The sequence below is a fragment of the Mycobacterium sp. IDUB_24 genome (assembly GCF_055419385.1).
This window is the reverse complement of record NZ_JBVAXO010000004.1, coordinates 220,890-241,505: the sequence shown is the minus strand read 5'-3', so window position 1 is coordinate 241,505 and position 20,616 is coordinate 220,890. Positions and strand designations below refer to the sequence as shown.

Annotated in this window: 22 protein-coding genes; 9 read left to right on the top strand and 13 right to left on the bottom strand. The window is 67.2% G+C overall.

The features are described 5' to 3' along the window. Positions 1–40: 40 nt before the first annotated feature. The 3 genes from ACZYZF_RS16545 to ACZYZF_RS16535 all read right to left on the bottom strand — a co-directional run bounded on the left by ACZYZF_RS16545 (position 41) and on the right by ACZYZF_RS16535 (position 6,375). On the bottom strand, positions 41–2,869 hold the full coding sequence (locus tag ACZYZF_RS16545) for a LuxR C-terminal-related transcriptional regulator (protein ID WP_463836305.1): 2,829 nt from the start codon (positions 2,867–2,869) through the stop codon (positions 41–43). Beyond that, positions 2,866–3,498: a sigma factor gene (locus ACZYZF_RS16540; RefSeq protein WP_463836304.1), complete on the bottom strand. Its 633-nt coding sequence runs from the start codon at positions 3,496–3,498 to the stop codon at positions 2,866–2,868. Before ACZYZF_RS16540 ends, ACZYZF_RS16545 begins: the two co-directional genes overlap by 4 nt. 105 nt (positions 3,499–3,603) lie before the next feature. Next, positions 3,604–6,375, bottom strand: a complete 2,772-nt coding sequence (locus ACZYZF_RS16535; RefSeq protein WP_463836303.1) for a helix-turn-helix transcriptional regulator — start codon at positions 6,373–6,375, stop codon at positions 3,604–3,606. A 128-nt stretch (positions 6,376–6,503) separates the two neighbouring features. Here ACZYZF_RS16535 and ACZYZF_RS16530 point away from each other — a divergent pair, with 128 nt between their 5' ends. After that, positions 6,504–8,168, top strand: a complete 1,665-nt coding sequence (locus ACZYZF_RS16530; protein ID WP_463836302.1) for an FAD-binding protein — start codon at positions 6,504–6,506, stop codon at positions 8,166–8,168. A 3-nt stretch (positions 8,169–8,171) separates the two neighbouring features. Here ACZYZF_RS16530 and ACZYZF_RS16525 read toward each other — a convergent pair whose 3' ends face one another. After that, entirely contained in the window at positions 8,172–8,342 is a 171-nt protein-coding gene (locus ACZYZF_RS16525) for a hypothetical protein (RefSeq protein ID WP_463836301.1), read from the bottom strand. A gap of 41 nt (positions 8,343–8,383) precedes the next feature. Here ACZYZF_RS16525 and ACZYZF_RS16520 point away from each other — a divergent pair, with 41 nt between their 5' ends. Further along, positions 8,384–9,064, top strand: a complete 681-nt coding sequence (locus ACZYZF_RS16520; RefSeq protein ID WP_463746568.1) for a guanylate cyclase — start codon at positions 8,384–8,386, stop codon at positions 9,062–9,064. Between the two features lie 17 nt (positions 9,065–9,081). Here ACZYZF_RS16520 and ACZYZF_RS16515 read toward each other — a convergent pair whose 3' ends face one another. Then, complete coding sequence (locus ACZYZF_RS16515; RefSeq protein WP_463836300.1) at positions 9,082–9,480, bottom strand: VOC family protein; 399 nt, start codon at positions 9,478–9,480, stop codon at positions 9,082–9,084. A gap of 62 nt (positions 9,481–9,542) precedes the next feature. Between ACZYZF_RS16515 and arr the strand changes: the two genes are divergently transcribed. Next, a complete protein-coding gene (arr, locus tag ACZYZF_RS16510) occupies positions 9,543–9,953 on the top strand; it encodes an NAD(+)--rifampin ADP-ribosyltransferase (RefSeq protein ID WP_463746317.1) in 411 nt (136 codons plus the stop codon). Between the two features lie 13 nt (positions 9,954–9,966). On the opposite strand, the gene ACZYZF_RS16505 is transcribed toward arr, so the two are convergent. Further along, on the bottom strand, positions 9,967–10,326 hold the full coding sequence (locus tag ACZYZF_RS16505) for a DUF1801 domain-containing protein (RefSeq protein WP_463746316.1): 360 nt from the start codon (positions 10,324–10,326) through the stop codon (positions 9,967–9,969). A gap of 18 nt (positions 10,327–10,344) precedes the next feature. On the opposite strand from ACZYZF_RS16505, the gene ACZYZF_RS16500 reads away from it, so the two are divergent. Next, on the top strand, positions 10,345–10,707 hold the full coding sequence (locus ACZYZF_RS16500) for a P-loop nucleotide/nucleoside kinase family protein (protein ID WP_463836299.1): 363 nt from the start codon (positions 10,345–10,347) through the stop codon (positions 10,705–10,707). A 161-nt stretch (positions 10,708–10,868) separates the two neighbouring features. Here the strand turns inward: ACZYZF_RS16500 and ACZYZF_RS16495 are convergent, their stop codons facing one another. From ACZYZF_RS16495 to ychF, 4 genes are read right to left on the bottom strand one after another with little or no spacing between them, the layout of a single operon-like run. Then, on the bottom strand, positions 10,869–11,360 hold the full coding sequence (locus tag ACZYZF_RS16495; protein WP_463836298.1) for a pyridoxamine 5'-phosphate oxidase family protein: 492 nt from the start codon (positions 11,358–11,360) through the stop codon (positions 10,869–10,871). A 4-nt stretch (positions 11,361–11,364) separates the two neighbouring features. Next, a complete protein-coding gene (locus ACZYZF_RS16490) occupies positions 11,365–11,685 on the bottom strand; it encodes a HigA family addiction module antitoxin (RefSeq protein ID WP_463746314.1) in 321 nt (106 codons plus the stop codon). Continuing rightward, entirely contained in the window at positions 11,660–11,941 is a 282-nt protein-coding gene (locus ACZYZF_RS16485) for a type II toxin-antitoxin system RelE/ParE family toxin (RefSeq protein ID WP_463746313.1), read from the bottom strand. Before ACZYZF_RS16485 ends, ACZYZF_RS16490 begins: the two co-directional genes overlap by 26 nt. Positions 11,942–11,974: 33 nt before the next feature. Continuing rightward, complete coding sequence (gene ychF / locus ACZYZF_RS16480; RefSeq protein ID WP_463836297.1) at positions 11,975–13,048, bottom strand: redox-regulated ATPase YchF; 1,074 nt, start codon at positions 13,046–13,048, stop codon at positions 11,975–11,977. A gap of 84 nt (positions 13,049–13,132) precedes the next feature. Here ychF and ACZYZF_RS16475 point away from each other — a divergent pair, with 84 nt between their 5' ends. After that, a complete protein-coding gene (locus ACZYZF_RS16475; RefSeq protein ID WP_463836296.1) occupies positions 13,133–14,311 on the top strand; it encodes a DUF6542 domain-containing protein in 1,179 nt (392 codons plus the stop codon). A 60-nt stretch (positions 14,312–14,371) separates the two neighbouring features. On the opposite strand, the gene ACZYZF_RS16470 is transcribed toward ACZYZF_RS16475, so the two are convergent. Continuing rightward, positions 14,372–15,385, bottom strand: coding sequence for a 4-hydroxy-3-methylbut-2-enyl diphosphate reductase (locus tag ACZYZF_RS16470; RefSeq protein ID WP_463746310.1), 1,014 nt, complete (start codon positions 15,383–15,385; stop codon positions 14,372–14,374). 63 nt (positions 15,386–15,448) lie between these two features. Here ACZYZF_RS16470 and ACZYZF_RS16465 point away from each other — a divergent pair, with 63 nt between their 5' ends. The 4 genes from ACZYZF_RS16465 to ACZYZF_RS16450 all read left to right on the top strand — a co-directional run bounded on the left by ACZYZF_RS16465 (position 15,449) and on the right by ACZYZF_RS16450 (position 18,633). Continuing rightward, on the top strand, positions 15,449–16,030 hold the full coding sequence (locus ACZYZF_RS16465) for a lipid droplet-associated protein (protein WP_463746309.1): 582 nt from the start codon (positions 15,449–15,451) through the stop codon (positions 16,028–16,030). Beyond that, positions 16,027–17,256, top strand: a complete 1,230-nt coding sequence (gene xseA, locus ACZYZF_RS16460; protein ID WP_463746308.1) for an exodeoxyribonuclease VII large subunit — start codon at positions 16,027–16,029, stop codon at positions 17,254–17,256. Before ACZYZF_RS16465 ends, xseA begins: the two co-directional genes overlap by 4 nt. A gap of 12 nt (positions 17,257–17,268) precedes the next feature. After that, positions 17,269–17,481, top strand: coding sequence for an exodeoxyribonuclease VII small subunit (locus tag ACZYZF_RS16455; protein WP_463836295.1), 213 nt, complete (start codon positions 17,269–17,271; stop codon positions 17,479–17,481). Between the two features lie 63 nt (positions 17,482–17,544). Further along, positions 17,545–18,633: a 3-beta-hydroxysteroid dehydrogenase gene (locus tag ACZYZF_RS16450; RefSeq protein WP_463746306.1), complete on the top strand. Its 1,089-nt coding sequence runs from the start codon at positions 17,545–17,547 to the stop codon at positions 18,631–18,633. Position 18,634: 1 nt separating this feature from the next. Here the strand turns inward: ACZYZF_RS16450 and ACZYZF_RS16445 are convergent, their stop codons facing one another. Next, a complete protein-coding gene (locus ACZYZF_RS16445; RefSeq protein ID WP_463746305.1) occupies positions 18,635–18,910 on the bottom strand; it encodes a DUF1876 domain-containing protein in 276 nt (91 codons plus the stop codon). Between the two features lie 62 nt (positions 18,911–18,972). Next, the gene (locus ACZYZF_RS16440; RefSeq protein WP_463836294.1) at positions 18,973–20,610 is read right to left on the bottom strand and encodes a fatty acyl-AMP ligase; all 1,638 of its coding nucleotides are present in this window, start codon (positions 20,608–20,610) and stop codon (positions 18,973–18,975) included. Between the last annotated feature and the right edge of the window lie 6 nt (positions 20,611–20,616).

Genomic DNA, 20,616 nt, shown 5'->3' with positions numbered 1-20,616 from the left:
ACACATATCGACCGCACGGCAGCCGATTCTGTGACAGCCTCTAGTTCCCCAGCTTCGACGCGATATGCCGACGGGAACGGATACCCAACTTGCCGAACACTTTTCGCAGGTGCCACTCGACGGTGTGAGCGCTGATGAACAGTTGCGCGCCGATCTCCGAATTGGTCAGTCCGTCGGCGGCGAGCCGGGCGATCTGCATCTCCTGCGCGGTGAGCGACGCGGCGTCGACCGCCCGCCGGCCCGTTGCCCTGGCCGACGTCGCTGCCCCTGCGGCGGCGAGTTCTCGGCGGGCCCGCTCAGCGAACCCGTCGGCGCCCAAGTCGCTCAGCAGGGCGTATGCCTGGCGGAGGCGTTGCCGGGCTTCGCCCCGTCGCTGTTGGCTCCGCAGCCACTCGCCGTACACCAAATAGGCTCGTGCGGTGAGCATTCGGACGTCCGCACGCTCAAGAAACTCGATCGCCTCCCGATAGCGTTGTTCGGCGACGGGACCGTCAGCCACCAGCGCGCCGACGTAGGCCGCCGTGCCGCGCACCCAGTCGGTCCCGCTCACCGCAGCCATGTTCTCGATATGTCGCACCGCCTCGGTCGCCTCGGCCGGCACCCCCGATCGTGCTGCCGCCTCGACCAATTCGACCATCGACCATGTCGACAGTCCAAGCTCCCGTGGATATGCCGATCCACGCCGAGCAGCCAGGAGCGCCTCGTCATACCGGCCGAGTCCGTTGTACAGTACCGCGGCCGCCCACTCCGTCGCCGTCAGTGCCTTGCCCTCGCCGCGCAACAACGGGTCGGAGGTGATCAGATCGATCGCTTGCATCGTGCGCGTCTCGTCGCCTCGCCACGGTTCGACGACCATGGCGCCGTAGTGCGCGAAGAAACTGCTTCCGGTGACCTCCCCCAACGTTGCGGCCTGAGCGACCAGCGCGTCGGACGCGGCCAGGTCGCCCGCATAAACGCGGTTCGACAACCGCAGCAGCAGCGCCGACGGCAGGACGGCAAGTGCGCCGGCGTCCACAGCAAGCTCGACCAACCTGGCCGACAGCGTGGACCAGGCGTCGAATTCCCAAGTGTTGTGCGCCAATCGGCACGCCAAGGGCAGCCAGCCCAACCCATCCGCTGGGGAGAACCCCCCTGTTCGATAGGCCGCGAGGGCACGGTGAACCAGCGGCGCCCCCTGCGCGTAACCCGCAACCGTGATCCGGGAAACGCCTTCCAGGAGCAGATCTGAGCAAGCCGGGTCCGCGGGCCGCCGCATCGCGAGGATCGCAGCCGCCACCTGCTCCACCCCGACCTCGTCAGGCAATCTGCCGGCGGTGAGGGCGGCGTAGAGGGCATCACGGTAGGTCTCGGTTGCCAACGCCGGGTCAAGTGGCTCAAGCTGTTTGGCCGCGCCGAGGAGTGAGGGCAGACCCGCGCTCGCGCTCCGGAACGAGAAGAGACTTCGCCCACGCACGAGTTCGGCGAGGGCATGCTCACGCTTGGTCAACGGCAGCGCCGCGAGGTCGTCGAGAAGTTCGAGAGCCTCACCGAACTCGCCTGCCTCGCTCTTGGCCTGCGCTGCGGCCAGCGACCGGGAGCCACGACGACGCGGATCAGGCGTGAGTTCGGCGGAACGGTCGAGAAATGCGGCCGCCGCGGCAGCACCACCGCGTGCGCGGGCGCGGGCAGCCGCCAGCTCGAGGCCTGCGGCCACACCTTCATCGGGCTGACGTGCCGCACTTGCCAAGTGCCACACACGTCGATCGGGGTCGTGTTCGGGGTCCGTCGCCTCAGCCAACGCCCGGTGCACCTGCCGGCGCTGCAGTGTCGTCGCCGATTTGTATACCGCCGAGCGCACCAGCGGATGCCGGAACCGGACCATCGTGCCGATGGTGAGTAGCTCGCCCGCCTGAGCTTCGGAGCCGGCGGCGACGGTGTCGATGTTCAACTCCACGGCCGCGCGGCGCAACAACGCAGCATCTCCCACCGGATCAGCCGCGGCGAGCAGCACCAGAAGCTGGGCCCCCGGTGACAACGAACGAAGGCGACGCAAGAAACCCTTCTCGATCTGGCCGGCCAGCGGTTGGTCGTCGATCCGGTCGGTCCACACGGCCACCTGCGCAGCCGTCACCTCACGTGGAAGTTCCAGGAGCGCAAGTGGATTCCCCCGAGATTCGGCCAGAATACGATCGAGCACCCGGTCGTCGACGCGGCCCGGGCAGCCCCGTGCCAGCAGAGTCCGGGCGTCGTGACCGCCCAGGCCCTCGATCCGCAGCGCAGGTAGATCCGCCAGGGCATCGCCCACTACGGGCTCGCGTACTGCGAAGAGCAGCACCACCCGCTCGGCCAGCAGCCGGCGACCGACAAACGACAAGGTCTGAGCGGAAATCCGGTCCAACCATTGCGCATCGTCGATCAAACACACCACGGGCTGCCGCGCCGCCGCTTCCGCCAACAGGCTCAGGACTGCCAGTCCGACGAGGAACCGGTCCGCGGGAGTGCCCGCGCTGAGCCCGAACGCCGTTTCGAGCGCCGACCGCTGTGGGACGGGTAGCCGGTCGAAATGTTTCCGGAAGGGCTCGCACAGCCGGTTCAACCCGCCGAAAGCCAGCTCTGCCTCCGCCTCGATCCCCGCGACGCGCACCACCTGGCATGCGGGCGCGTGGTCGCCCACGTAGTCGAGCAACGCGGTCTTGCCGATGCCGGCTTCTCCCCGCAGGACCAGTGCTGCACTGCGACCGCCCGCCACCGCCGTGACCATGTCGTCGAGGGCCGTGCGCTCCCATCGCCGGCCGACAAGCCGTCCCCGCGTTCCGTCGAGTCGCGCCATCTCCTCGACACGAGGCGTCTCGACGGTCCAGGCCAACCGGCCTGAGGTATCGGGACTCATGCGGCTCGGGAGGCGGCGTAGCCGCCGGCGAGGATGTGCTCCAGATCCCGCCGATCACCGGTGCGCGCGGCCTGCAGGAACGCGGTGGCAAGACGGCGGTGCGCGGCAATCCGGACTGCTGAGACGCGCTCACCGGTGTCGAGGCGGGTCTGGGCCCGGCGAACCAGTTGCCGCGCGTTGGCGACACTGGTCCGCAGCAACGCGGCGATGTCCACATACGCATAGTCGAACCCTCTGCGCAGCACGTAGGCGCCCAGCTCCCCTGGCGTCAACCTGGCCATCAGCAGCGCCAGCAGCTCCTCGACCAGAGCGGTCTGTTCGGTCCGCGACACGGGCTCGTCGTCGCCGGCGTCGACCAGGTAGTCCAATGGCGACGCGGTCGGTGCTTCGTAGCGGTGCCGGGCCGACTGGATGACGTTGATCGCGAGGTTCGTCGTGGTGGTGGTCAGAAATGCGGCCGGGTTCTCTACGATCGCGCGGTCCGTGCGCTGCCACCGCAGCCAGGCCTCCTGGACCAGGTCTTCGGCGCCACAGGTCTCTCCGGTAACTCCGTAGGCGATACCGAACAGCCGCGTGCGATGGGTGAGAAAGATGTCGAGAGCCAGGCCCAGTTCATCCGGTGTCGACATACCTCCACCCTGGATGCCACGGGGCCTCCGTCGCGCCACGGAACTGCGTGGTCGAGTCCGTGGGCTGTGCACCACGGGACTACGCGGGCCGGCTACGTAGCGGGGCTAGCCCGAAGGTGCCAGGGCACCCGGCAGCTCGCGGCGGGAGCTGATGCCGAGCTTCGTGTACACCTTGCGCAGGTGCCATTCCACGGTGTGTGGGCTGAGGAAGAGCTCCGCGCCGATCTTCGGGTTGGTCATTCCGGCGGCGGCCAACGCGGCGATCTGCGCCTCCTGCGGGGTCAGGCTGGTCGTCGGCCCGGCTTCCCGGCTTCGCACGTGCTCACCGGTGGCCAGCAGTTCGCGCCGCGCCCGTTCGGCGAACGCCGTGGCTCCCATGCCATCGAACATCTGGTGTGCGGTGCGGAGGTGTTCCCGCGCCAGTGCCCGCCGACGGTTCCGGCGCAACCACTCGCCGTAGAGCAGGTGGGTGCGTGCCACCTCGACGACCACGCGGTCGCGGGCAAGTTCCTCGATGGCCGTGCGGTACAGCGCGTCCGCCTCGTCATCGTCGGCGAGCAGGGCTCGGCTGCGCGCGCTGACGCCACGTGCCCAGCCGGAACCGGCCGCGCGCGTCAGTTCAACCAGACGATCGAGCGATGTCTGGGCCGCCCCGAGCTCGCCACACCGCACCGCGGCCTCGACATGCTCGACCAACGACAGCCCGGTGAAGTTGTAGCCGTCGTGCTCGATGCCCGCCCGGGCCACCGCGAGTGCCTCGTCGTACCGCGCCAGGCCGTTGTACAGCACTCCCTGGACATAGCCGGTGACCCCCAGGAGCGAGACCTCGCCGTGTTGGGCAGCACGGGCTTTGGCCTCCGCGATCGGGCCGGCAGCGGCATCCTCCTCACCGCGCCACGCGGCCAGCACCAGCGAGGCGTAGGCGTGTGGGGTTTGTCCGGTCGCGGTGGAGATCGCGTCGGCCTCGTCGATCATGCGGGCGGCCGTGGCGAAGTCGCCATGGTGGATGTAGACGCCACCCAGGTAGATCAGCGCCGGCGGCAACGCCCCGAGCGCACCGATGTCACGGGCGAGCCTCACCGCCCGGGTGGCGAAGGTGTCCCACGCGGGCAGATCCCACCCGTAGTGGATGAACGATTCCAGCGCGACCGGCACGAGCAGCAGCCATCGCATCGTCGCCTCACGGCTGTGCAGGTCCTCCTGCGCGAACGGTTCGAAGGCCCGGCGCAATGCCGGCACACCGGTCTCATAGCCGTCGGCCAGCAGGGTGGCGACGCCGTCCAACAGCAGGTCGGCGGCCTCGGAGTTCGACGGCGGAGCGCCGGAAGCCCGGGCGGCGACCGCCGCGGCCTTGGCGCCGGCGGCTCCGTGGACCCGGCCGGCGAAGACTGTCGCGCTGATCGCCTCCAGATAGGTCTCGCGGGCCAGTGGCGACCCGGCGGCCGCGAATTGCGCGGCGGCGTCGAGCAGCAATGGAGCCGCTTCGTCACTGCGACTGCGGCCGAACAGGATTCGGGCCCGCAGACGTGCCAGCCGGGCCTGGTCCAACGGGTCGAGCGGGCACAAGCTGGCCAGGGTGGCCAACTCGGTCGCGCGATCCGGGGAGGCGGCCGAGAAATGTGCTTCGGCCGCCGCGAGCGCCCGCCGCCCGCGCTGCCAGAGGTCCGGGGTCAGCTCGGTGGCGCGCTCCAGCAGGACCGCCTCGGCCGCCATCCCACCGCGCTGCCGCGCCCGGCCCGCCGCGTGGTCCAAGCCCGCCGCGACCTCCTCGTCGGGCCCATCGGCGGCCTCCGCCGCGTGCCAGGCGCAGCGGTCCGGATCGAGAACCGGGTCGGTGACGGCCGCCAGGGCCCGGTGGACTGCCCGGCGCTCCTCGGGATCGGCCTGCCGGTACACCGCCGAGCGCACCAGCGGGTGGCGGAACCGGACGGACTCGCCGAATTCGATCAGACCGGCCGCCTTGGCGGGCGCGGCATCGGGCGCGATGTCCATCGCCTCGGCCGCGCGCACCAACAGCCGGGCCTCCCCGATCGGCTCCGCCGCCGCGATCAAAAGCAGCGTTCGGGTCGGCGCCGGCAGCATCTGGATCCGGTCGGCGAAGCCCTGTTCTATGCGACTCGACACCGATTCGCGGGCCGTCGCAGTCCCCGCCTCCACGCCGTAGGCGAGCTCAGCGGCGCTGCTGCCGCGGTAGAGCTCCAGCAGCGCGAGCGGATTGCCGGAGGTCTCGGCGACCAGCCGATCGCGTACGCGCTCCTCGAGCCGCCCCTCCACCGCGGCCTCCAGCAGTTCACCGGCCGCTGCCGGCTCGAGACCTCCCAGCCGCAGTTCAGGCAGGTTCTTGAGGACCGCCTGGCCCTCTGGATCGCGCACGGAGTAGACCATCGCGACGGCCTCGGCCAACAGCCGGCGCGCCACGAACTCCAACGTCAGCACGGACACCTGATCCAGCCACTGGGCGTCGTCGACGATGACCAGTACGGGCTTTGTCTCTGAGGCCCGGGTGAGCAGGGTCAGAACCGCCAGGCCGACCAGGAACCGATCCGGCGGATCACCGGCGGCCAACCCGAAGGCGACCCGCAGCGCATCCCGCTGCGGCTCGGGCAGCGCATCGACCGTGCCGAGGAACGGTGCGCACAGTTGGTGCAGGCCGGCATAGGCGAGTTCCATGTCCGCCTCGATCCCGCGGGCGGTGGTCACGGTCATCCCCGAGGCCTGGGCCGCCACGAACTCCAACAACACCGATTTCCCGATGCCGGCCTCGCCCCGGATCACCGCTACCGCCGATTCACCCCGGCGCAGCCCGCTGAGCAGGTCGGTCAACTGCGTGCACTCGCGTTGCCTGCCAACCAGGTTGGGCAACGGGCTGGCACTCATGCGTACGGCTCCTGGCAGGGCTGGGCGGCACGGATGTGCACGGCTGGCGAGAAATCTACCGGGATTGTCACAAACCGTGACGCCGCCCGGTCGGTACTTGTAACCAGTCGTCTGCCCCAGGAGATTCCATGTCACCCCGCGAACATCAGCTCGCCACGTCTGTCCTGGTGGTGGGGGTCGGGGGTGCCGGGTTGCGAGTGGCCATCGAACTCGCCGAGGCCGGCGTGGCGGTCACGGCAGTGGGCAAGCACACACCGGATGACGATCACACCGGTCTGACCCTCAGCGGGATCAACGCGGCGCTGGACACCGGCAACGGCTGGGAACAGCACGCGGCCGACACCCTGCTGGAAAGCCGCCTGCTGGCCGATCCACGCACCGTGCAGCGGGTCGCCCAGGGCGCCGCCCAAGGCATCCACGACCTGGAGCGCTTCGGCATGCGCTTCGAGCGTCACGACGCAGGACGGGCCACCGGGACCCATCCGTACCGGCGCAAGGCCGACGCCGGCGAAGTGCAACGCGTCCTGCGTGAACACGCGGTCCGGCTCGGGATCCCGATCCTCCCGACGGTTTATGTGACTCAGATCCTGGTGAACGACGGAGCGGTCTTCGGCGCCTACGGCTTCGATCTCGTCGACGGCGCACGGTATCTCGTGCATGCCGACGCGGTGGTCCTGGCGACAGGTGGCCACACCCGGATCTGGCGCCGGACATCGGCCCGCCGGGACGAGAACACCGGCGACTCGTTCCGCCTCGCCGCCGAGGCGGGCGCCGGATTGCGAGACGCCGAACTGGTGCAGTTCCGGCCATTCGGCTTACTCGGTCCCGAAAACGCGGCAGGGACACTGATCAGCGATTCGGTGTGCGAAGAGGGCGGTTTACTACTGAACACCGTCGGCGAACGGTTCATGACCCGATACGACCCCGAACGCATGGAGCGCACCAGTCGGGACCGGGCCGCGATGGCGTCCTACGCCGAGATCACGGCGGGGCGCGGTACCCGGACCGGCGGGGTCTGGCTGGACCTGTCGCATCTGCCTGCCGAGAAGGTCATGACCCGACTGCCGCAGGTGTACCAGACTGTGTTGGAGCTCCAGGGGCGCGACGTCACCCGGGACCCGATCGAGGTGGCCCCGACCGCGCACTACTCGTTGGGCGGGGTCGCGGTCCGGCCCCAGGACCACGGCACCGAGGTCGACGGGCTGTTCGTCACCGGCGAAGCCACCACCGGATTGCACGGCGCGGGCCTGCTGGACGGAAACTCCTTGATCGCGGTGATGGTCTACGGCCGGCTGACCGGGCAAGCCGCAGCCGACTACTCGGCGCGGCTCACCGCCCAGCGTCGCTCACTGGCGGCGGTCCGTGAAGCTGAGGCGCAAGTCGACCGACTGCTGGCCGCCGATGGCGGTGAGAACATCCGCGGGTTGCAGCGTGCGGTGCGCAACCTGATGACCGAGCACGCCGGAGTGGTCCGAGACGAGACCGGCCTGCTCTCCGGATTGGCAGCGCTCGGGGAGATCGAGGCGCGCATCGCCGGCGTGGGTGTGCACACCGACATCAGCGGCTTCGCGGACCTGGCGCACGCCTTCGACCTCCGGTCCGCAGTGCTTTCCGCCCGCGCCACGCTCGAGTGTGCGCTGGAACGACGTGAGACCCGGGGCTGCCACATCCGTTCCGACTACCCCGATCTCGACCCGGCGCTGCGGGTGAACCTGGTGTGGTCACCGCACCACGGCGTGCGCCGCGAGCCGGTCGCACCGATACCCACCGACATTGCCGAGTTGATGCAGTAGGAGTCAGCGCTTCGCTTCGCCGTGCTCGGCCTCGGCCAACCGCTGGTGGAGCCGCTCCCGGATGTCCTGCGGCGTGTAGGCCTTGCGACGGCGCTGATCCCGCGCCACCATGACCCCACCCGCCACGACGCCGGCGACACCGGCCATCCCGACCCACTTCCAGATGCTCCGCATGCTCAAAGTGTGCCTAAGCTGCGGTCGTGAAAGCGAATACGGTGTCACTGACCAAGGCACTGGAGGAGACCCGCACCGGCGATATCTGGCTGTTCCGCGGTGGGTCCGGGCCGGACCGGGCAATCCAGACCCTGACCAACAGCCCGGTCAACCACGTCGGGATGACCGTGGCGATCGACGACCTGCCGCCGCTGATCTGGCACGCCGAGCTCGGCGACAAGCTGCTCGACATGTGGACCGGCACCAACCATCGCGGAGTCCAACTCAACGATGCGCGCCAGGCCGTCGAACGCTGGGAGAATTCCTACGGGCAGCGCTGCTGGTTGCGTCAGCTCACCCCGTTCGCGTCCCGCGAGCAGGAGGATCAGCTCCTCAAAGTGATCGCCCGGATGAACGGCACCGCCTTCCCCACCACGGCACGGCTGACCGGGCGCTGGCTGCGTGGACGGGTACCGGTAGTCAGCGACTTCACCCGTGGAATTCCCTTCGTACACAGCAGGGTTCGCGAGTCGGCCGAGCGCAAGAAGGCCCGCACCCGCCAGGTTGGGTTGGAGACCGCCTACTGTGCAGAGACCGTGGCCATCACCTATGAGGAGATGGGCCTGCTCTCCACCGAAAAGCGCTACAACTGGTTCGATCCCGGCTCATTCTGGAGCGGCGACGAGTTGCCGCTGACCGCCGGCTACCGGTTGGGCGATGAGATTTCGGTGATCGCCGACTGAGGCGGATCATCTGGGCGTCACACTCCGAATTTGGCACGCGCCTCGTCGGTGACGGGAGTGAACAAATTGACGAGGTTTCCGTCGGGGTCCCGGAAAAGCAGCGCCCGGTTGCCCCACGGCATCGTGGTCGGCTCGGTGACAACGTCGGACAGGTGCGCTCGCAGCCGCTCGTACTCGGTATCCACGTCGTCGACGATGAACTCGACGATGGCGCTTCGATTCGCCGCCGGCTCGGCGGACCCGACGCCAAAGAGGGGCACCGTCTTATCGCTACCGATGGCCAGTGTGCCAACGGGCGTGGGAACCTCAGCGAACAGTTCGTTGGCCCAGACGGCCTCGGCTCCGGTGACTGTCTCGTAGAAAGCGACGAGACGCTTCACATCGGCAGTGATGATGCGGATCGATACAAGCTGCATGCCGCGCACGCTAGATGAGTGCACCGACATCCCCCAGGCCACGACCTTTGTAGCCTGGGGAGATGGGCGGGGCACTGGACGACGGACCGTTCTTTCACGGCACCAAGGCTGAACTGCGGGTGGGCGATCTCCTCACCGCCGGCTTCCGTTCCAACTACCGGCCCGAGGTCGTGATGAACCACATCTATTTCACCGCGTTGCGCGACGGCGCGGGGCTCGCCGCCGAACTCGCTGCCGGCGACGGAGTCCCGCGCGTCTATCTCGTGGAACCGACCGGGGATTTCGAGAACGACCCCAACGTCACCGACAAGAAATTCCCCGGCAATCCCACTCGGTCCTATCGCAGCGCGGCGCCGCTCCGGATCGTCGGTGAGGTGACAGATTGGACTCGACTGACACCCGAAGATCTCCAGATGTGGCGAGACCGGCTCGCCGCAATCCACGCCGACCACCGCGGCGAGATCATCAACTAGTTCGGACTACCTGTCACTCGATCGCCGCCCGGACGATCTCGGCGACACGCTGCTCGGTGACGTCGTCCAGGTCATCGAAGTACCAGGCAGCGGGAATCAATAGTCCGTCCCTGCCTCCCGCGGGGTTGAGCGTGGCTTTCTCGCTCACCCCAAGGCTCATCAGCTCGTCATTGCGGAAGAACACGAGGACGGGGCTGCTCGCAGACCTGGCATAACCGGGCATGCCGTACCAGATGCGGGGCTTGAGTTCGGGTGCGGCAGCGACGATCACGTCGTGCATCCGCTGCATGACGCCCCGCGCAGGCTCATCCATCCCCGCGATCTTGTCGAGGACCTGCTTGAGGTTCTTCTCGTCCTTGTTGGCCACTGTCATGTCCTTTCGTCAACCGGTATGGCCACCGGCGCAATGGAGTTGGCGCGCCGGAAGGCACCACACCCCATTCGGACATGTCCTGATCAGCTCAGGCCTCTCCGCAATGATTCAGGCGATCTTTCACCTGGAAGCGCAGAACGTGGCAGGCATCGCCGCCACGTCATTCACGCTAACACGGGGTCGCACGTCGAACTGAGGACTCATACCATCGAGACGATGGTCATCCGAAAGTCCACACCGACGCTGATCGCCCTATCGGGCCTCCCGGGAGTAGGCAAGACCACGCTCGCGCACCGTCTCAGCGCTGAGATTGCTGCCGTACATGTACGGATAGACACGATTGAGGCTGCGTTGACACGGCCGCGGGTATCGATCACGTAGTTCGGGCGATCATCTCCGATCTCGGATGACGGCGACACCGTGAGCGAAAGTGAAGAAGATGACGAGATTTCACGAAAATCTCGCACACTTCTTCACTTTCGGCGCCCGGCTGAGCCCTACATCAGTGCGCCAGTTGCGTCGACGGACCATGCGAATCCACGTCAGCGGCAGTGGATTTCCGGCATCATGACCGGATACCGCACGAATCGCGCTTCACTGAACGTCAGATCGCGCACGTGGTTGAAGTCCGACCAGAGCGCCCGTCCGCCTTTGGTCCATTGAGTGAGACGGACACGCCGGCGGACCGCGTCGAGTTCCTCGGCAGACGCCACGCGGCGAGGGCCAGCGGTTCCGTAGAGGCGGACGCCGATGGCTTTGCGAAACAGCCCGGCCAGCAAGGAGCGAAGCCAGAAGGCCAGGCCGTTGTCGACCGCCATCAGGCAGATGCGCGGGGTCCGATCGAGGTTCTCCGCAAGGCGTTCGGTGTACTGGTCGAAGTAGAAGCCGGTGCAGTCATCGCGCAGGAACACGGTGCCGATCGGGGTGACTGTCGGGCCGCCCTCTGCGTCGACCGACGCAATGGCGCAGGGACCGGTGGAGCGTTGCACGACATCACGGACCAGTTCCCATTGGCACGTAAGGCTTTCCGTCATTTGACTATGCCCTCGTCAGCGGAGTGATCGCGGCGACCTGGTCCCTCAGCGCGCGCCGCTCAGTCCGCAATTCGTAGTGCGACTGAAGGTTCATCCAGAACTCTTCGGAAGTTCCGAAGTATCGCGCGAGACGGATCGCCGTGTCGGCAGTAATACCGCGCTTACCGTGCACGATCTCGTTGATCCGACGCGGCGGAACCCCGATGGACACGGCCAGCTTGTTCTGCGTGATCCCGAAGCCCTCGATGAAGTCCTCCATCAGGATCTCCCCTGGATGGATCGGCTCGATCAGATCACTCTCAGTGGTAGTCGACGAGTTCGACATCCTCCGCACCTCCTTCTCTCCAGACGAAGCAGATACGCCATTGCGCGTTCACCCGGATGCTGTGCTGCCCACGACGGTCGCCGACGAGTCGCTCCAAGCGATTGCCCGGAGGGATTCGAAGATCCTCAACGACCTTCGCCGCATGGATCAGCTCCAGCTTCCTCAGTGCTGCGCGTTGGAGCGTCGGGTCCACGCCCTTGACGTACCGCTCGTGCCAGATCTGCTCGGTGTCCCTGTCACCAAACGATCTGATCACCAGAGCATTATATAACGCCTTACGTTATTGACGTTAAACGTTAAACCGGAACTCCACCACGTCCCCGTCGGCCATCACGTAGTCCTTGCCTTCCATGCGGACCTTGCCGGCGGCCTTGGCCGCGGCCATCGACCCGGCCTCGACGAGATCGTCGAACGAGACCACCTCGGCCTTGATGAAGCCCTTCTCGAAGTCGGTGTGGATAACGCCGGCCGCCTTGGGTGCGGTGTCGCCCTGGTGGATGGTCCAGGCGCGTGATTCCTTCGGCCCCGCCGTCAGATAGGTCTGCAGTCGCAGGGTGTGGAAACCGGCGCGGGCCAACGCGTCCAGGCCGCGCTCGGTCTGCCCGATCGACTCCAGCAGCTCTTGGGCGGACTCGTCGTCGAGCTCGATCAGCTCCGATTCGATCTTGGCGTCCAGGAACACCGCGTCGGCCGGGGCCACCAGTGCACGTAGCTCGGCCTGCTTCGCCTCATCGGTGAGCACCGACTCGTCGGCGTTGAACACATACAGGAACGGCTTGGTCGTCATCAGGTTCAGCTCGCGGAGGCTCGACCAGTCCTTGCCGGTCGAGAACAAAGTCTTGCCGTCGTCGAACACGGCCTGGGCGCCGACCGCGGCATCGAGCACCGGCTTACGTTCCTTGTTGTTGCGGGCTTCCTTCTCCAGCCGTGGCACCGCCTTCTCCAGCGTCTGCATGTCGGCCAGGATCAGCTCGGTCTCGATCACCTCGATGTCCGAGCGCGGATCCACGCGGCCGTCGACGTGGATCACGTCGTCGTCGGCGAACACCCTGACCACCTGACAGATGGCGTCGCATTCACGGATGTTGGCGAGGAACTTGTTGCCGAGGCCGGCGCCCTCGGATGCGCCTTTGACGATGCCGGCGATATCGACGAACGTCACCGGCGCCGGCACCGTCTTCTCCGAGCCGAAGATCTCGGCGAGCTTGTCGAGCCGGGGGTCGGGCAACGGCACCACGCCCTCATTGGGCTCGATGGTCGCAAACGGGTAGTTGGCCGCCAACACGTCGTTACGCGTCAGGGCATTGAACAGAGTCGACTTTCCGACGTTGGGCAAACCGACGATTCCCAGGTTCAGGCTCACAGAGAAGAGAGTCTAGGCCGGTGTGACCGGCACGCCAGCGCGAGCTGGCAGCACGCGGCCAGAGAGAGCCGGTACGGTCAACGTGTGTCAGGACAGCGCGCACAGTCGGCAGTGCCGGCTGACCATCGCTCTGTACACCCGCGATTCGCCGGTGTGCCGTGGTGGGGAGCTGTCCTTTTGGCGATCACGGCTACCGCGATCGGCTTTGCTTTCGACGCCGGTTCGGGTGATCGAGAGCTCAGTTCGGTGTTCGCGATCTGCTATTCCCTCGGTTGCATCCTGGCTGTTCTGGCCGTTCAACAGGCCGGGCTGTTCACCGCGGTGATCCAGCCCCCGTTGATCCTGTTCGTCGCGGTACCCGGGTCGTATTTCCTGTTCCACGGGGGCGAGCTGCAGGGTGCGAAAGACCTGGCCATCAATTGTGGATATCCCCTGATCGAGCGCTTCCCGCTGATGCTGTTCCTCTCGGCCACGGTGCTGCTGATCGGCCTGGGCCGGTGGTACGTCAGCCTGACATCGCGCACGGCGGAAACCGACGACGCGTCCGGGACGGCCACGGGGGCCGAAACGGCCAAGGCGACGGCTGTTGCGGGAATTGTGTCATCTGTCACAGAGAAACTTTCCGGGCTGGTGCTCCGCAAACCGGCCACGGCGTCGATGCGCCGCGGCCGGACCGCCGAGCACGATCCCGCCGCGGAAGCCCCGCCGCGCCGTCGCCCCTCCGAACGGCCGCCACGGCGACGTCCGGCCGGCGCAGAACCCGGCACCGCCGCAGCAGCGGCGGCCGGAGCAGCTGCCGGGCGGCCCCGGGGCGAGCGCAGACCGACCAAGCGCACCGCTCCGCCTCGGCCCCGTCCGAGCCGTGCGGCCGCCGGTGATCCCGGCAGCGAACTGGACGGCGCGATTCCCGAGCGACCACGGCGGCCCAGGCCCCCGCGCTCGGCCGAGCCCGGCGCCGGCGAGCCGCGCCGGCGGGTACGCACCCAGCCCCGCGAACCGCGCAAGCAACCTCCGCCCGAGCGACGTGAGGCCGGCGCGTTCGAAACCCCACGTGAGCGCCCGCAGCGCCAGCGTCGTCGATTCGACGACTATCAGCCGTTCGAGGAATCGTTCGATCCGCCCACCGGTTCCGGCCGGTCGACGCACCATCCGGTGTCGCGGGTGCGGTACCGCGGTTCTGACGACGAGGATCACCGAGTGGAGCACCGGACGCGACCGCGGTCAGCGGCCCGGGGACGGCACTCCTGGGAGTACGACGACTGAGGCCGTACGACGATTGAAGCCGGGCCGCAGCCCGGCTTCAATCAACGCGTCAACGCGGGATCAGGCGCGCGGCGGACGGATCTCTCGCGGCAGCGCGAACACCAATGTCTCGTTGGCGGTGGTCACCGGCTGCACTGTCCCGTAGCCGTAGTCGGCAAGTCGTTCGAGCACACCGCGCACCAGCACCTCGGGCACCGATGCCCCGGAGGTGACGCCCACCGTGGTGACGCCCTCCAGCCAGCCTGGATCGATGTCCTCGGCGTAGTCGACCAGGTGGGCAGCGTCGGATCCCGCACCGAGCGCCACCTCGACCAGCCGAACCGAGTTGGATGAGTTCTTCGAGCCGACCACGATCACCAGCTCACATTCGGGTGCCATCGCCTTGACCGCGACTTGGCGGTTCTGGGTGGCGTAGCAGATGTCGTCACTCGGCGGATCCTGCAGCGTCGGGAACTTCTCGCGCAGCCGCCGCACGGTCTCCATGGTTTCGTCGACACTCAGCGTGGTCTGCGACAGCCAGATCACCTTGTTCTCGTCGCGCACGGTGACGTTGTCGACCGCGTCCGGGTTGTCGACCACCTGGACGTGGTCAGGCGCCTCGCCGGCGGTGCCGACGACCTCCTCGTGCCCGGTGTGGCCGACCAGCAGGATGTCGTAGTCGTCGCGGGCGAACCGCTTGGCCTCGTTGTGGACCTTGGTGACCAGCGGGCAGGTGGCGTCGATCGTCCTCAGATTGCGTGCGGCGGCCTCGACGTGAACCGTCGGTGCGACGCCGTGCGCCGAGAACACCACGATGGCCCCTTCGGGCACCTCGCTGGTCTCTTCGACGAAGACGGCGCCGGCCTTGGCGAGCGTTTCGACGACGTGCACGTTGTGCACGATCTCGTGGCGCACATAGACCGGGGCGCCGTGCTTCTCGAGTGCGCGTTCCACGGTCTCGACAGCGCGGTCCACACCGGCGCAGTATCCGCGTGGCTCGGCCAGCAGGACCCGTTTGCCGGAGGCTTGCGAACCGCCGCCTGACCTCACCGAGCTGGTGGCACCCGGGATACCCATGTTGATTGTCGGCGGCATGTCTCCAGCGTACGGGGCGACAACGCAACGGAGCCAGCCGTGGCTGTGGCTAGTCTGGTGCTCATGGGAACTGCACCGTACGGGGTCCGGCTGCTGGTGGGCGCGGCGGCGACCGCGATCGAGGAAACCCGCAAGCTGCCCCAAACCATCCTGACCTATCCCATGACGGTGGCCAGCCAAGCGGCAAACCTCGTCATGCACGTCCAGCAGAACCTTGCCGAGTTGGTGGTCAAGGGCGACGAAACGCTCGAGCAGCTGTTTCCGCCCAAGGACGAGCAGCCCGAGTGGGCCACCTTCGACGAGGATCTCGACTCCGACCTCAACGGCGAGACGGCCGGGGAAACTCCGTCCACCGACGGCGACCGGCGCACCGAGGGACGGTTCGCGCTGTACAGCACCGGGGAGCCCGAGTCGGCCGGTTCGACCAACGGCAAGGCCGCACGTGGCTCCGGCTCGGGAGGGACGCCAGACATCGCTGGTGACCTCGGGTACGACGCGCTGACGCTGGCTCAGCTGCGCGCCCGGCTGGCGTCGCTGCGGGTGGCCGACCTTGAGGCACTGCTGGCCTACGAGGAGAACGGCCGGGCCCGGGCACCGTTCGTCACGTTGCTCGCCAACAGGATCACGCGCGCGACCGCGAAGTGACCGAACCGGGCCAGTCGCCGGAGAACCCCTGGCCGGTCCGCGCTGTGGCGACCCGCGTCGCCAAGTGGATCGACCGGCTCGGCACCGTGTGGGTCGAGGGCCAGCTGACCGAGCTCAAGATCCGCCCTGATTCCAAAACCGTCTTCATGGTGCTGCGGGATCCGGCGGCCGATATGTCCCTGACGCTGACCTGCCCGCGCGATCTCGTGCGCAACGCCCCGGTCAAGCTGTCCGAGGGCGCCCAGGTGATCATCTGTGGCAAGCCCAATTTCTACACGGGCCGCGGCACATTCTCGTTGCGGGTCAGTGAGATTCGCGCGGTCGGCATCGGTGAGCTGCTGGCCCGGATCGAGCGGCTGCGCCGGCTGCTGGAGGCCGAAGGACTATTCGACCCGCGCCTCAAACGGCCGATCCCGTTCCTGCCCAACACCATCGGCCTGATCACCGGCCGCGCCTCGGCCGCCGAACGGGACGTGACGACGGTCGCCACCACCCGCTGGCCCGCGGTGCGCTTCGCGATCCGCAACACGATCGTTCAGGGTCCCAACGCAGTGCCGCAGCTCGTAGAAGCTCTAGGGGCGCTTGACGCCATGCCCGACGTCGACGTCATCGTCCTGGCCCGCGGCGGCGGCAGCGTCGAGGACCTGCTGCCGTTCTCCGACGAGACGCTGTGCCGGGCCATCGTCGCCTGCCGCACTCCGGTGGTCAGTGCGATCGGCCACGAACCCGACACTCCCCTGTCCGATCTCGTCGCCGACCTGCGCGCGGCCACCCCGACCGACGCGGCCAAGCGGATCGTTCCCGACGCGGTTGCCGAACAGGCTCTGATCACCGATCTGCACCGGCGCAGCGCACGCGCGCTGCGCAACTGGGTGCACCGCGAGCAGCACCACCTGGAGCAGGTACGCAGCCGCCCGGTACTCGCGCAACCCCTGGCGGCGCTCACCGCACGCGCCGACGAGATCACGCGGGCCAGGACCACCGCCCAACGTGACATCACGCGACTGATCGCCGCGGAAGCCGACACCGTCGGCCACCTGTCGGCGCGGCTGACCGCGCTCGGCCCGGCGGCCACCCTGGCCCGCGGCTATGCGGTGGTCCAGGCGGTCCCGGCGTCAGGGGCGCCAACAGTTCTGCGTACGGTGGCCGACGCACCGAACGGCACCCGATTGCGGGTCCGGGTGTCCGACGGGGTGATCTCGGCTGTCAGCGACGGCAGCGAATAGGGGGATGTGAGTATGAAGCCTATTAGTGAACTGGGCTACGAAGAGGCCCGCGACGAACTGATCGCCGTAGTGCAGCAGTTGGAGCAGGGCGGGCTGGACCTCGATGCTTCGCTAACCCTCTGGGAGCGAGGCGAGAAGCTGGCACAACGATGCGAAGAGCACTTAGCCGGAGCACGGCAGCGGGTCGAGCAGGCACTGGCTGCGCGCGAGCCCGAAGAAGATTGATCCAGCAACTATTTTTCTCGATCACGCTCGAAACTGGAACCTGTTTCAGTTAAGCTGCCCGTCATGGGTGACCCATCTCTGACCACTGAACTCGGCCGCGTCCTGGTTACCGGCGGCTCCGGCTTCGTCGGCGCCAACCTGGTGACCGAACTGCTCGACCGCGGATACACGGTGCGCTCCTTCGACCGCGCGCCGTCACCACTGGGCGACCATGCCGGCCTTGAGGTCATCGAGGGCGACATCTGCGACAAGCAGACCGTGGCCACAGCCGTCAAGGACATCGACACGATCATCCACACCGCGGCCATCATCGACCTGATGGGCGGCGCCTCGGTCACCGAGGAGTACCGGCAGCGCAGCTTCGCCGTCAACGTCGAGGGCACCAAGAACCTCGTGCACGCGGCGCAGGAAGCGGGCGTCAAGCGTTTCGTCTACACCGCATCCAACAGCGTGGTGATGGGCGGGCAGGACATCGTCAACGGCGATGAGACCATGCCGTACACCGCCCGGTTCAACGACCTGTACACCGAGACCAAGGTCGTTGCCGAGAAGTTCGTGCTCGGCGAGAACGGCAAGCACGACATGCTCACGTGCGCGATCCGGCCCAGCGGTATCTGGGGCCGCGGCGATCAGACCATGTTCCGGAAGGTGTTCGAGAATGTGCTCGCCGGGCACGTCAAGGTGCTTGTCGGCAACAAGAACATCAAGCTGGACAACTCTTACGTGCACAACCTGATCCACGGTTTCATCCTGGCCGGCCAGCATCTGGTCCCCGGTGGCACCGCACCCGGCCAGGCCTACTTCATCAACGATGGCGAGCCCGTCAACATGTTCGAGTTCGCCCGGCCGGTGCTCGCCGCGTGCGGGCGTCCGCTGCCCACCTTCCGGGTGTCAGGGCGTCTGGTGCACAAGGCGATGATGGCCTGGCAGTGGCTGCACTTCAAGTTCGGTCTTCCTGAACCGTTGATCGAACCCCTTGCGGTGGAACGGCTTTACCTCAACAACTACTTCTCGGTGGCCAAGGCCAAGCGCGATCTGGGCTACGAGCCGTTGTTCACCACCGAGCGGGCGATGGCCGAGTGCATGCCGTACTACGTCGACCTGTTCCGTCAGATGGAAAGCCAGCCGGCCAAGCAACCCGCGAGCGTGTAGCTCAGCGGTACAGATGCACCGGATGGTGCGTCGACTGTTCGATTCGTGCCGATGCGGCATGCAGTAGATCACTACCCAGATTGATGAGGGCACGAGCCGCGGCGATCTCCTCACCGATCATCGGCGCGCCGGGGTCCCTGGGATTTCGGTAGGCATCTCCGGTGGTGGAGATCGTGTCGTCGCGCAGCTGTGCCCGGGCCGAGGCGTGGGTATGGATGTCGTCCTCGGAGAACTCGATCTCGACGATCCATTTGTTGGTCAGATCCTTGTCGTACATGTCGGATACCTCCACCTACAACTGTGCGCCGCGCACACCGAGGATGCCAGCACTTTGGCGGGTCAGTGACCGACCAGGGACAGCGCATACCCCCGACGAAGCTTGCCCGACGGTGTTTTCGGGATCGCTCCCGGCGGCAGGACGACGACGGTGCGTGGCCGTGCATCGACCTCTGTGACGACATGATGGGCGACGTCATGCTGGATACGGCGGACCTCGCCATGGTCATCGAACGCGTGCGATTCCACTGCGACGGCAAAGGACTCCGTCGAACGGCCGGAATGCAGTCGCACCGCAACGGCGCAACCCGGCCGCACGCCGTCGACGCGGCCGGCCGCACGCTCGATGTCGGTCGGATGGATATTGCGTCCGGCCATGATGATGACATCCTTGACGCGGCCACAGACCACGATGTGGCCGTTCTCCGTCAGGTAGCCCAGGTCGCCGGTGTCGTACCAGCCCCGCTCGTCCTGCGCCGGCACAAATCCCGCCGCCGTGGTGTAACCGCGGGTCAGTGATTCGCCGCGGACGTGGATCACTCCGACACCGCGGGCCGGAAGCACTTTCCCGTCCTCGTCGACAATGCGGGCTTCCAGCCCACTGAGCAACGGGCCCAGTGTCGCCAGCCGGCGACGATTACCGTTCTTCGCCGGCACCGCACGTCGCAACGTCGCCAGGATGTCAGCATCCACCTCGTCGACCACCAGGCCGGAGTTGCACTCCGAGAACGAAACCGCGACCGTGGTCTCGGCCATGCCGTACGCCGGCAGAATCGCTTCTGGTCGCAAGCCGAACTGCTTGCCGACAGCGCACAGATCCTCGACGTCGGTCGGCTCGACCTGCTCGGCACCCGACAGCGCCCATCGCAACGTCGACAGGTCGAGCTCGCCGGGTTTGGCCTGTCTACGCAAGCGCTTGGCCAACAGTGCATAGGCGAAGTTCGGCGCGGCGGTCATCGTGCCCTTGTACTTGTCGATGAGCCTCGCCCACAGCAACGCGTCCTGCAGGAAATCCATCGGCGTGATCTTGACCAGCTCCGCACCGAAGTACATCGGAACTGTCAGGAACCCGGTCATCCCCATGTCGTGGAACAGCGGCAGCCAGCTGATGATCACGTCGCTTTCCAGGTTGTACTCGGCGCCGACGAACATCGCCTCAGCATTGGCATACAGATTGCGGTGGGTGATTTGGACCGCTTTGGGAGGCCCTGTGGAGCCCGATGTCAGCTGCAACAGCGCCAGGTCGTCCTCGTCGACCTGCACCGGGTCGATCGGCTCCGCACCGAGCAGATCCTCGATGGTGACAACGGTCAGCCCGCGCTCGGCCAGCGCGGGCGCGGCACCCAGAAACGGCTCGGACAGCACAACGGTGTCGGTGTCGATGGCTTTCACCACCTCGGCTGTTTCCGCAGCCCATTTCACAAGGTCGGTGCGAGGGGTGGGTTGGTGCAGCATGGTCAGGCTGGCGCCACGCATCCAAACTGCCTGGGCAGTGGGGGCGACCTCGACCGGAAGCCCGGCCAGCATGGCGATCGCGTCGCCGCGGCCTACGTCTGCCGCAGCGAGGCCGCCCGCGACCCGACGCGCCCGCTGGTGTACCTGTTCCCAGGTACGCCGCACCGGCGCATGTGGTTCACCGGTCACCATCCCCCTGGTACTTGCGTGCGCGTTCGCGTACATCGCCTCGGTGAATCTGCTCATGGATCC

Excerpts from the sequence above, each read along its gene's own strand:
- arr (WP_463746317.1), top strand. The coding sequence starts at position 9,543 with ATGGGCGGGGCACTGGACGACGGACCGTTCTTTCACGGCACCAAGGCT.
- ACZYZF_RS16500 (WP_463836299.1), top strand. The coding sequence starts at position 10,345 with ATGGCCACCGGCGCAATGGAGTTGGCGCGCCGGAAGGCACCACACCCC.
- ACZYZF_RS16465 (WP_463746309.1), top strand. The coding sequence starts at position 15,449 with ATGGGAACTGCACCGTACGGGGTCCGGCTGCTGGTGGGCGCGGCGGCG.
- ACZYZF_RS16455 (WP_463836295.1), top strand. The coding sequence starts at position 17,269 with ATGAAGCCTATTAGTGAACTGGGCTACGAAGAGGCCCGCGACGAACTG.
- ACZYZF_RS16525 (WP_463836301.1), bottom strand. The coding sequence starts at position 8,342 with ATGCGGAGCATCTGGAAGTGGGTCGGGATGGCCGGTGTCGCCGGCGTC.
- ACZYZF_RS16445 (WP_463746305.1), bottom strand. The coding sequence starts at position 18,910 with ATGTACGACAAGGATCTGACCAACAAATGGATCGTCGAGATCGAGTTC.
- ACZYZF_RS16490 (WP_463746314.1), bottom strand. The coding sequence starts at position 11,685 with ATGTCGAACTCGTCGACTACCACTGAGAGTGATCTGATCGAGCCGATC.
- ACZYZF_RS16535 (WP_463836303.1), bottom strand. The coding sequence starts at position 6,375 with ATGAGTGCCAGCCCGTTGCCCAACCTGGTTGGCAGGCAACGCGAGTGC.
- ACZYZF_RS16450 (WP_463746306.1), top strand. The coding sequence starts at position 17,545 with ATGGGTGACCCATCTCTGACCACTGAACTCGGCCGCGTCCTGGTTACC.
- ACZYZF_RS16530 (WP_463836302.1), top strand. The coding sequence starts at position 6,504 with ATGTCACCCCGCGAACATCAGCTCGCCACGTCTGTCCTGGTGGTGGGG.
- ACZYZF_RS16540 (WP_463836304.1), bottom strand. The coding sequence starts at position 3,498 with ATGTCGACACCGGATGAACTGGGCCTGGCTCTCGACATCTTTCTCACC.
- ACZYZF_RS16545 (WP_463836305.1), bottom strand. The coding sequence starts at position 2,869 with ATGAGTCCCGATACCTCAGGCCGGTTGGCCTGGACCGTCGAGACGCCT.
- ACZYZF_RS16495 (WP_463836298.1), bottom strand. The coding sequence starts at position 11,360 with ATGACGGAAAGCCTTACGTGCCAATGGGAACTGGTCCGTGATGTCGTG.
- ACZYZF_RS16505 (WP_463746316.1), bottom strand. The coding sequence starts at position 10,326 with ATGACAGTGGCCAACAAGGACGAGAAGAACCTCAAGCAGGTCCTCGAC.
- ACZYZF_RS16515 (WP_463836300.1), bottom strand. The coding sequence starts at position 9,480 with ATGCAGCTTGTATCGATCCGCATCATCACTGCCGATGTGAAGCGTCTC.
- ACZYZF_RS16440 (WP_463836294.1), bottom strand. The coding sequence starts at position 20,610 with ATGAGCAGATTCACCGAGGCGATGTACGCGAACGCGCACGCAAGTACC.
- ACZYZF_RS16470 (WP_463746310.1), bottom strand. The coding sequence starts at position 15,385 with ATGCCGCCGACAATCAACATGGGTATCCCGGGTGCCACCAGCTCGGTG.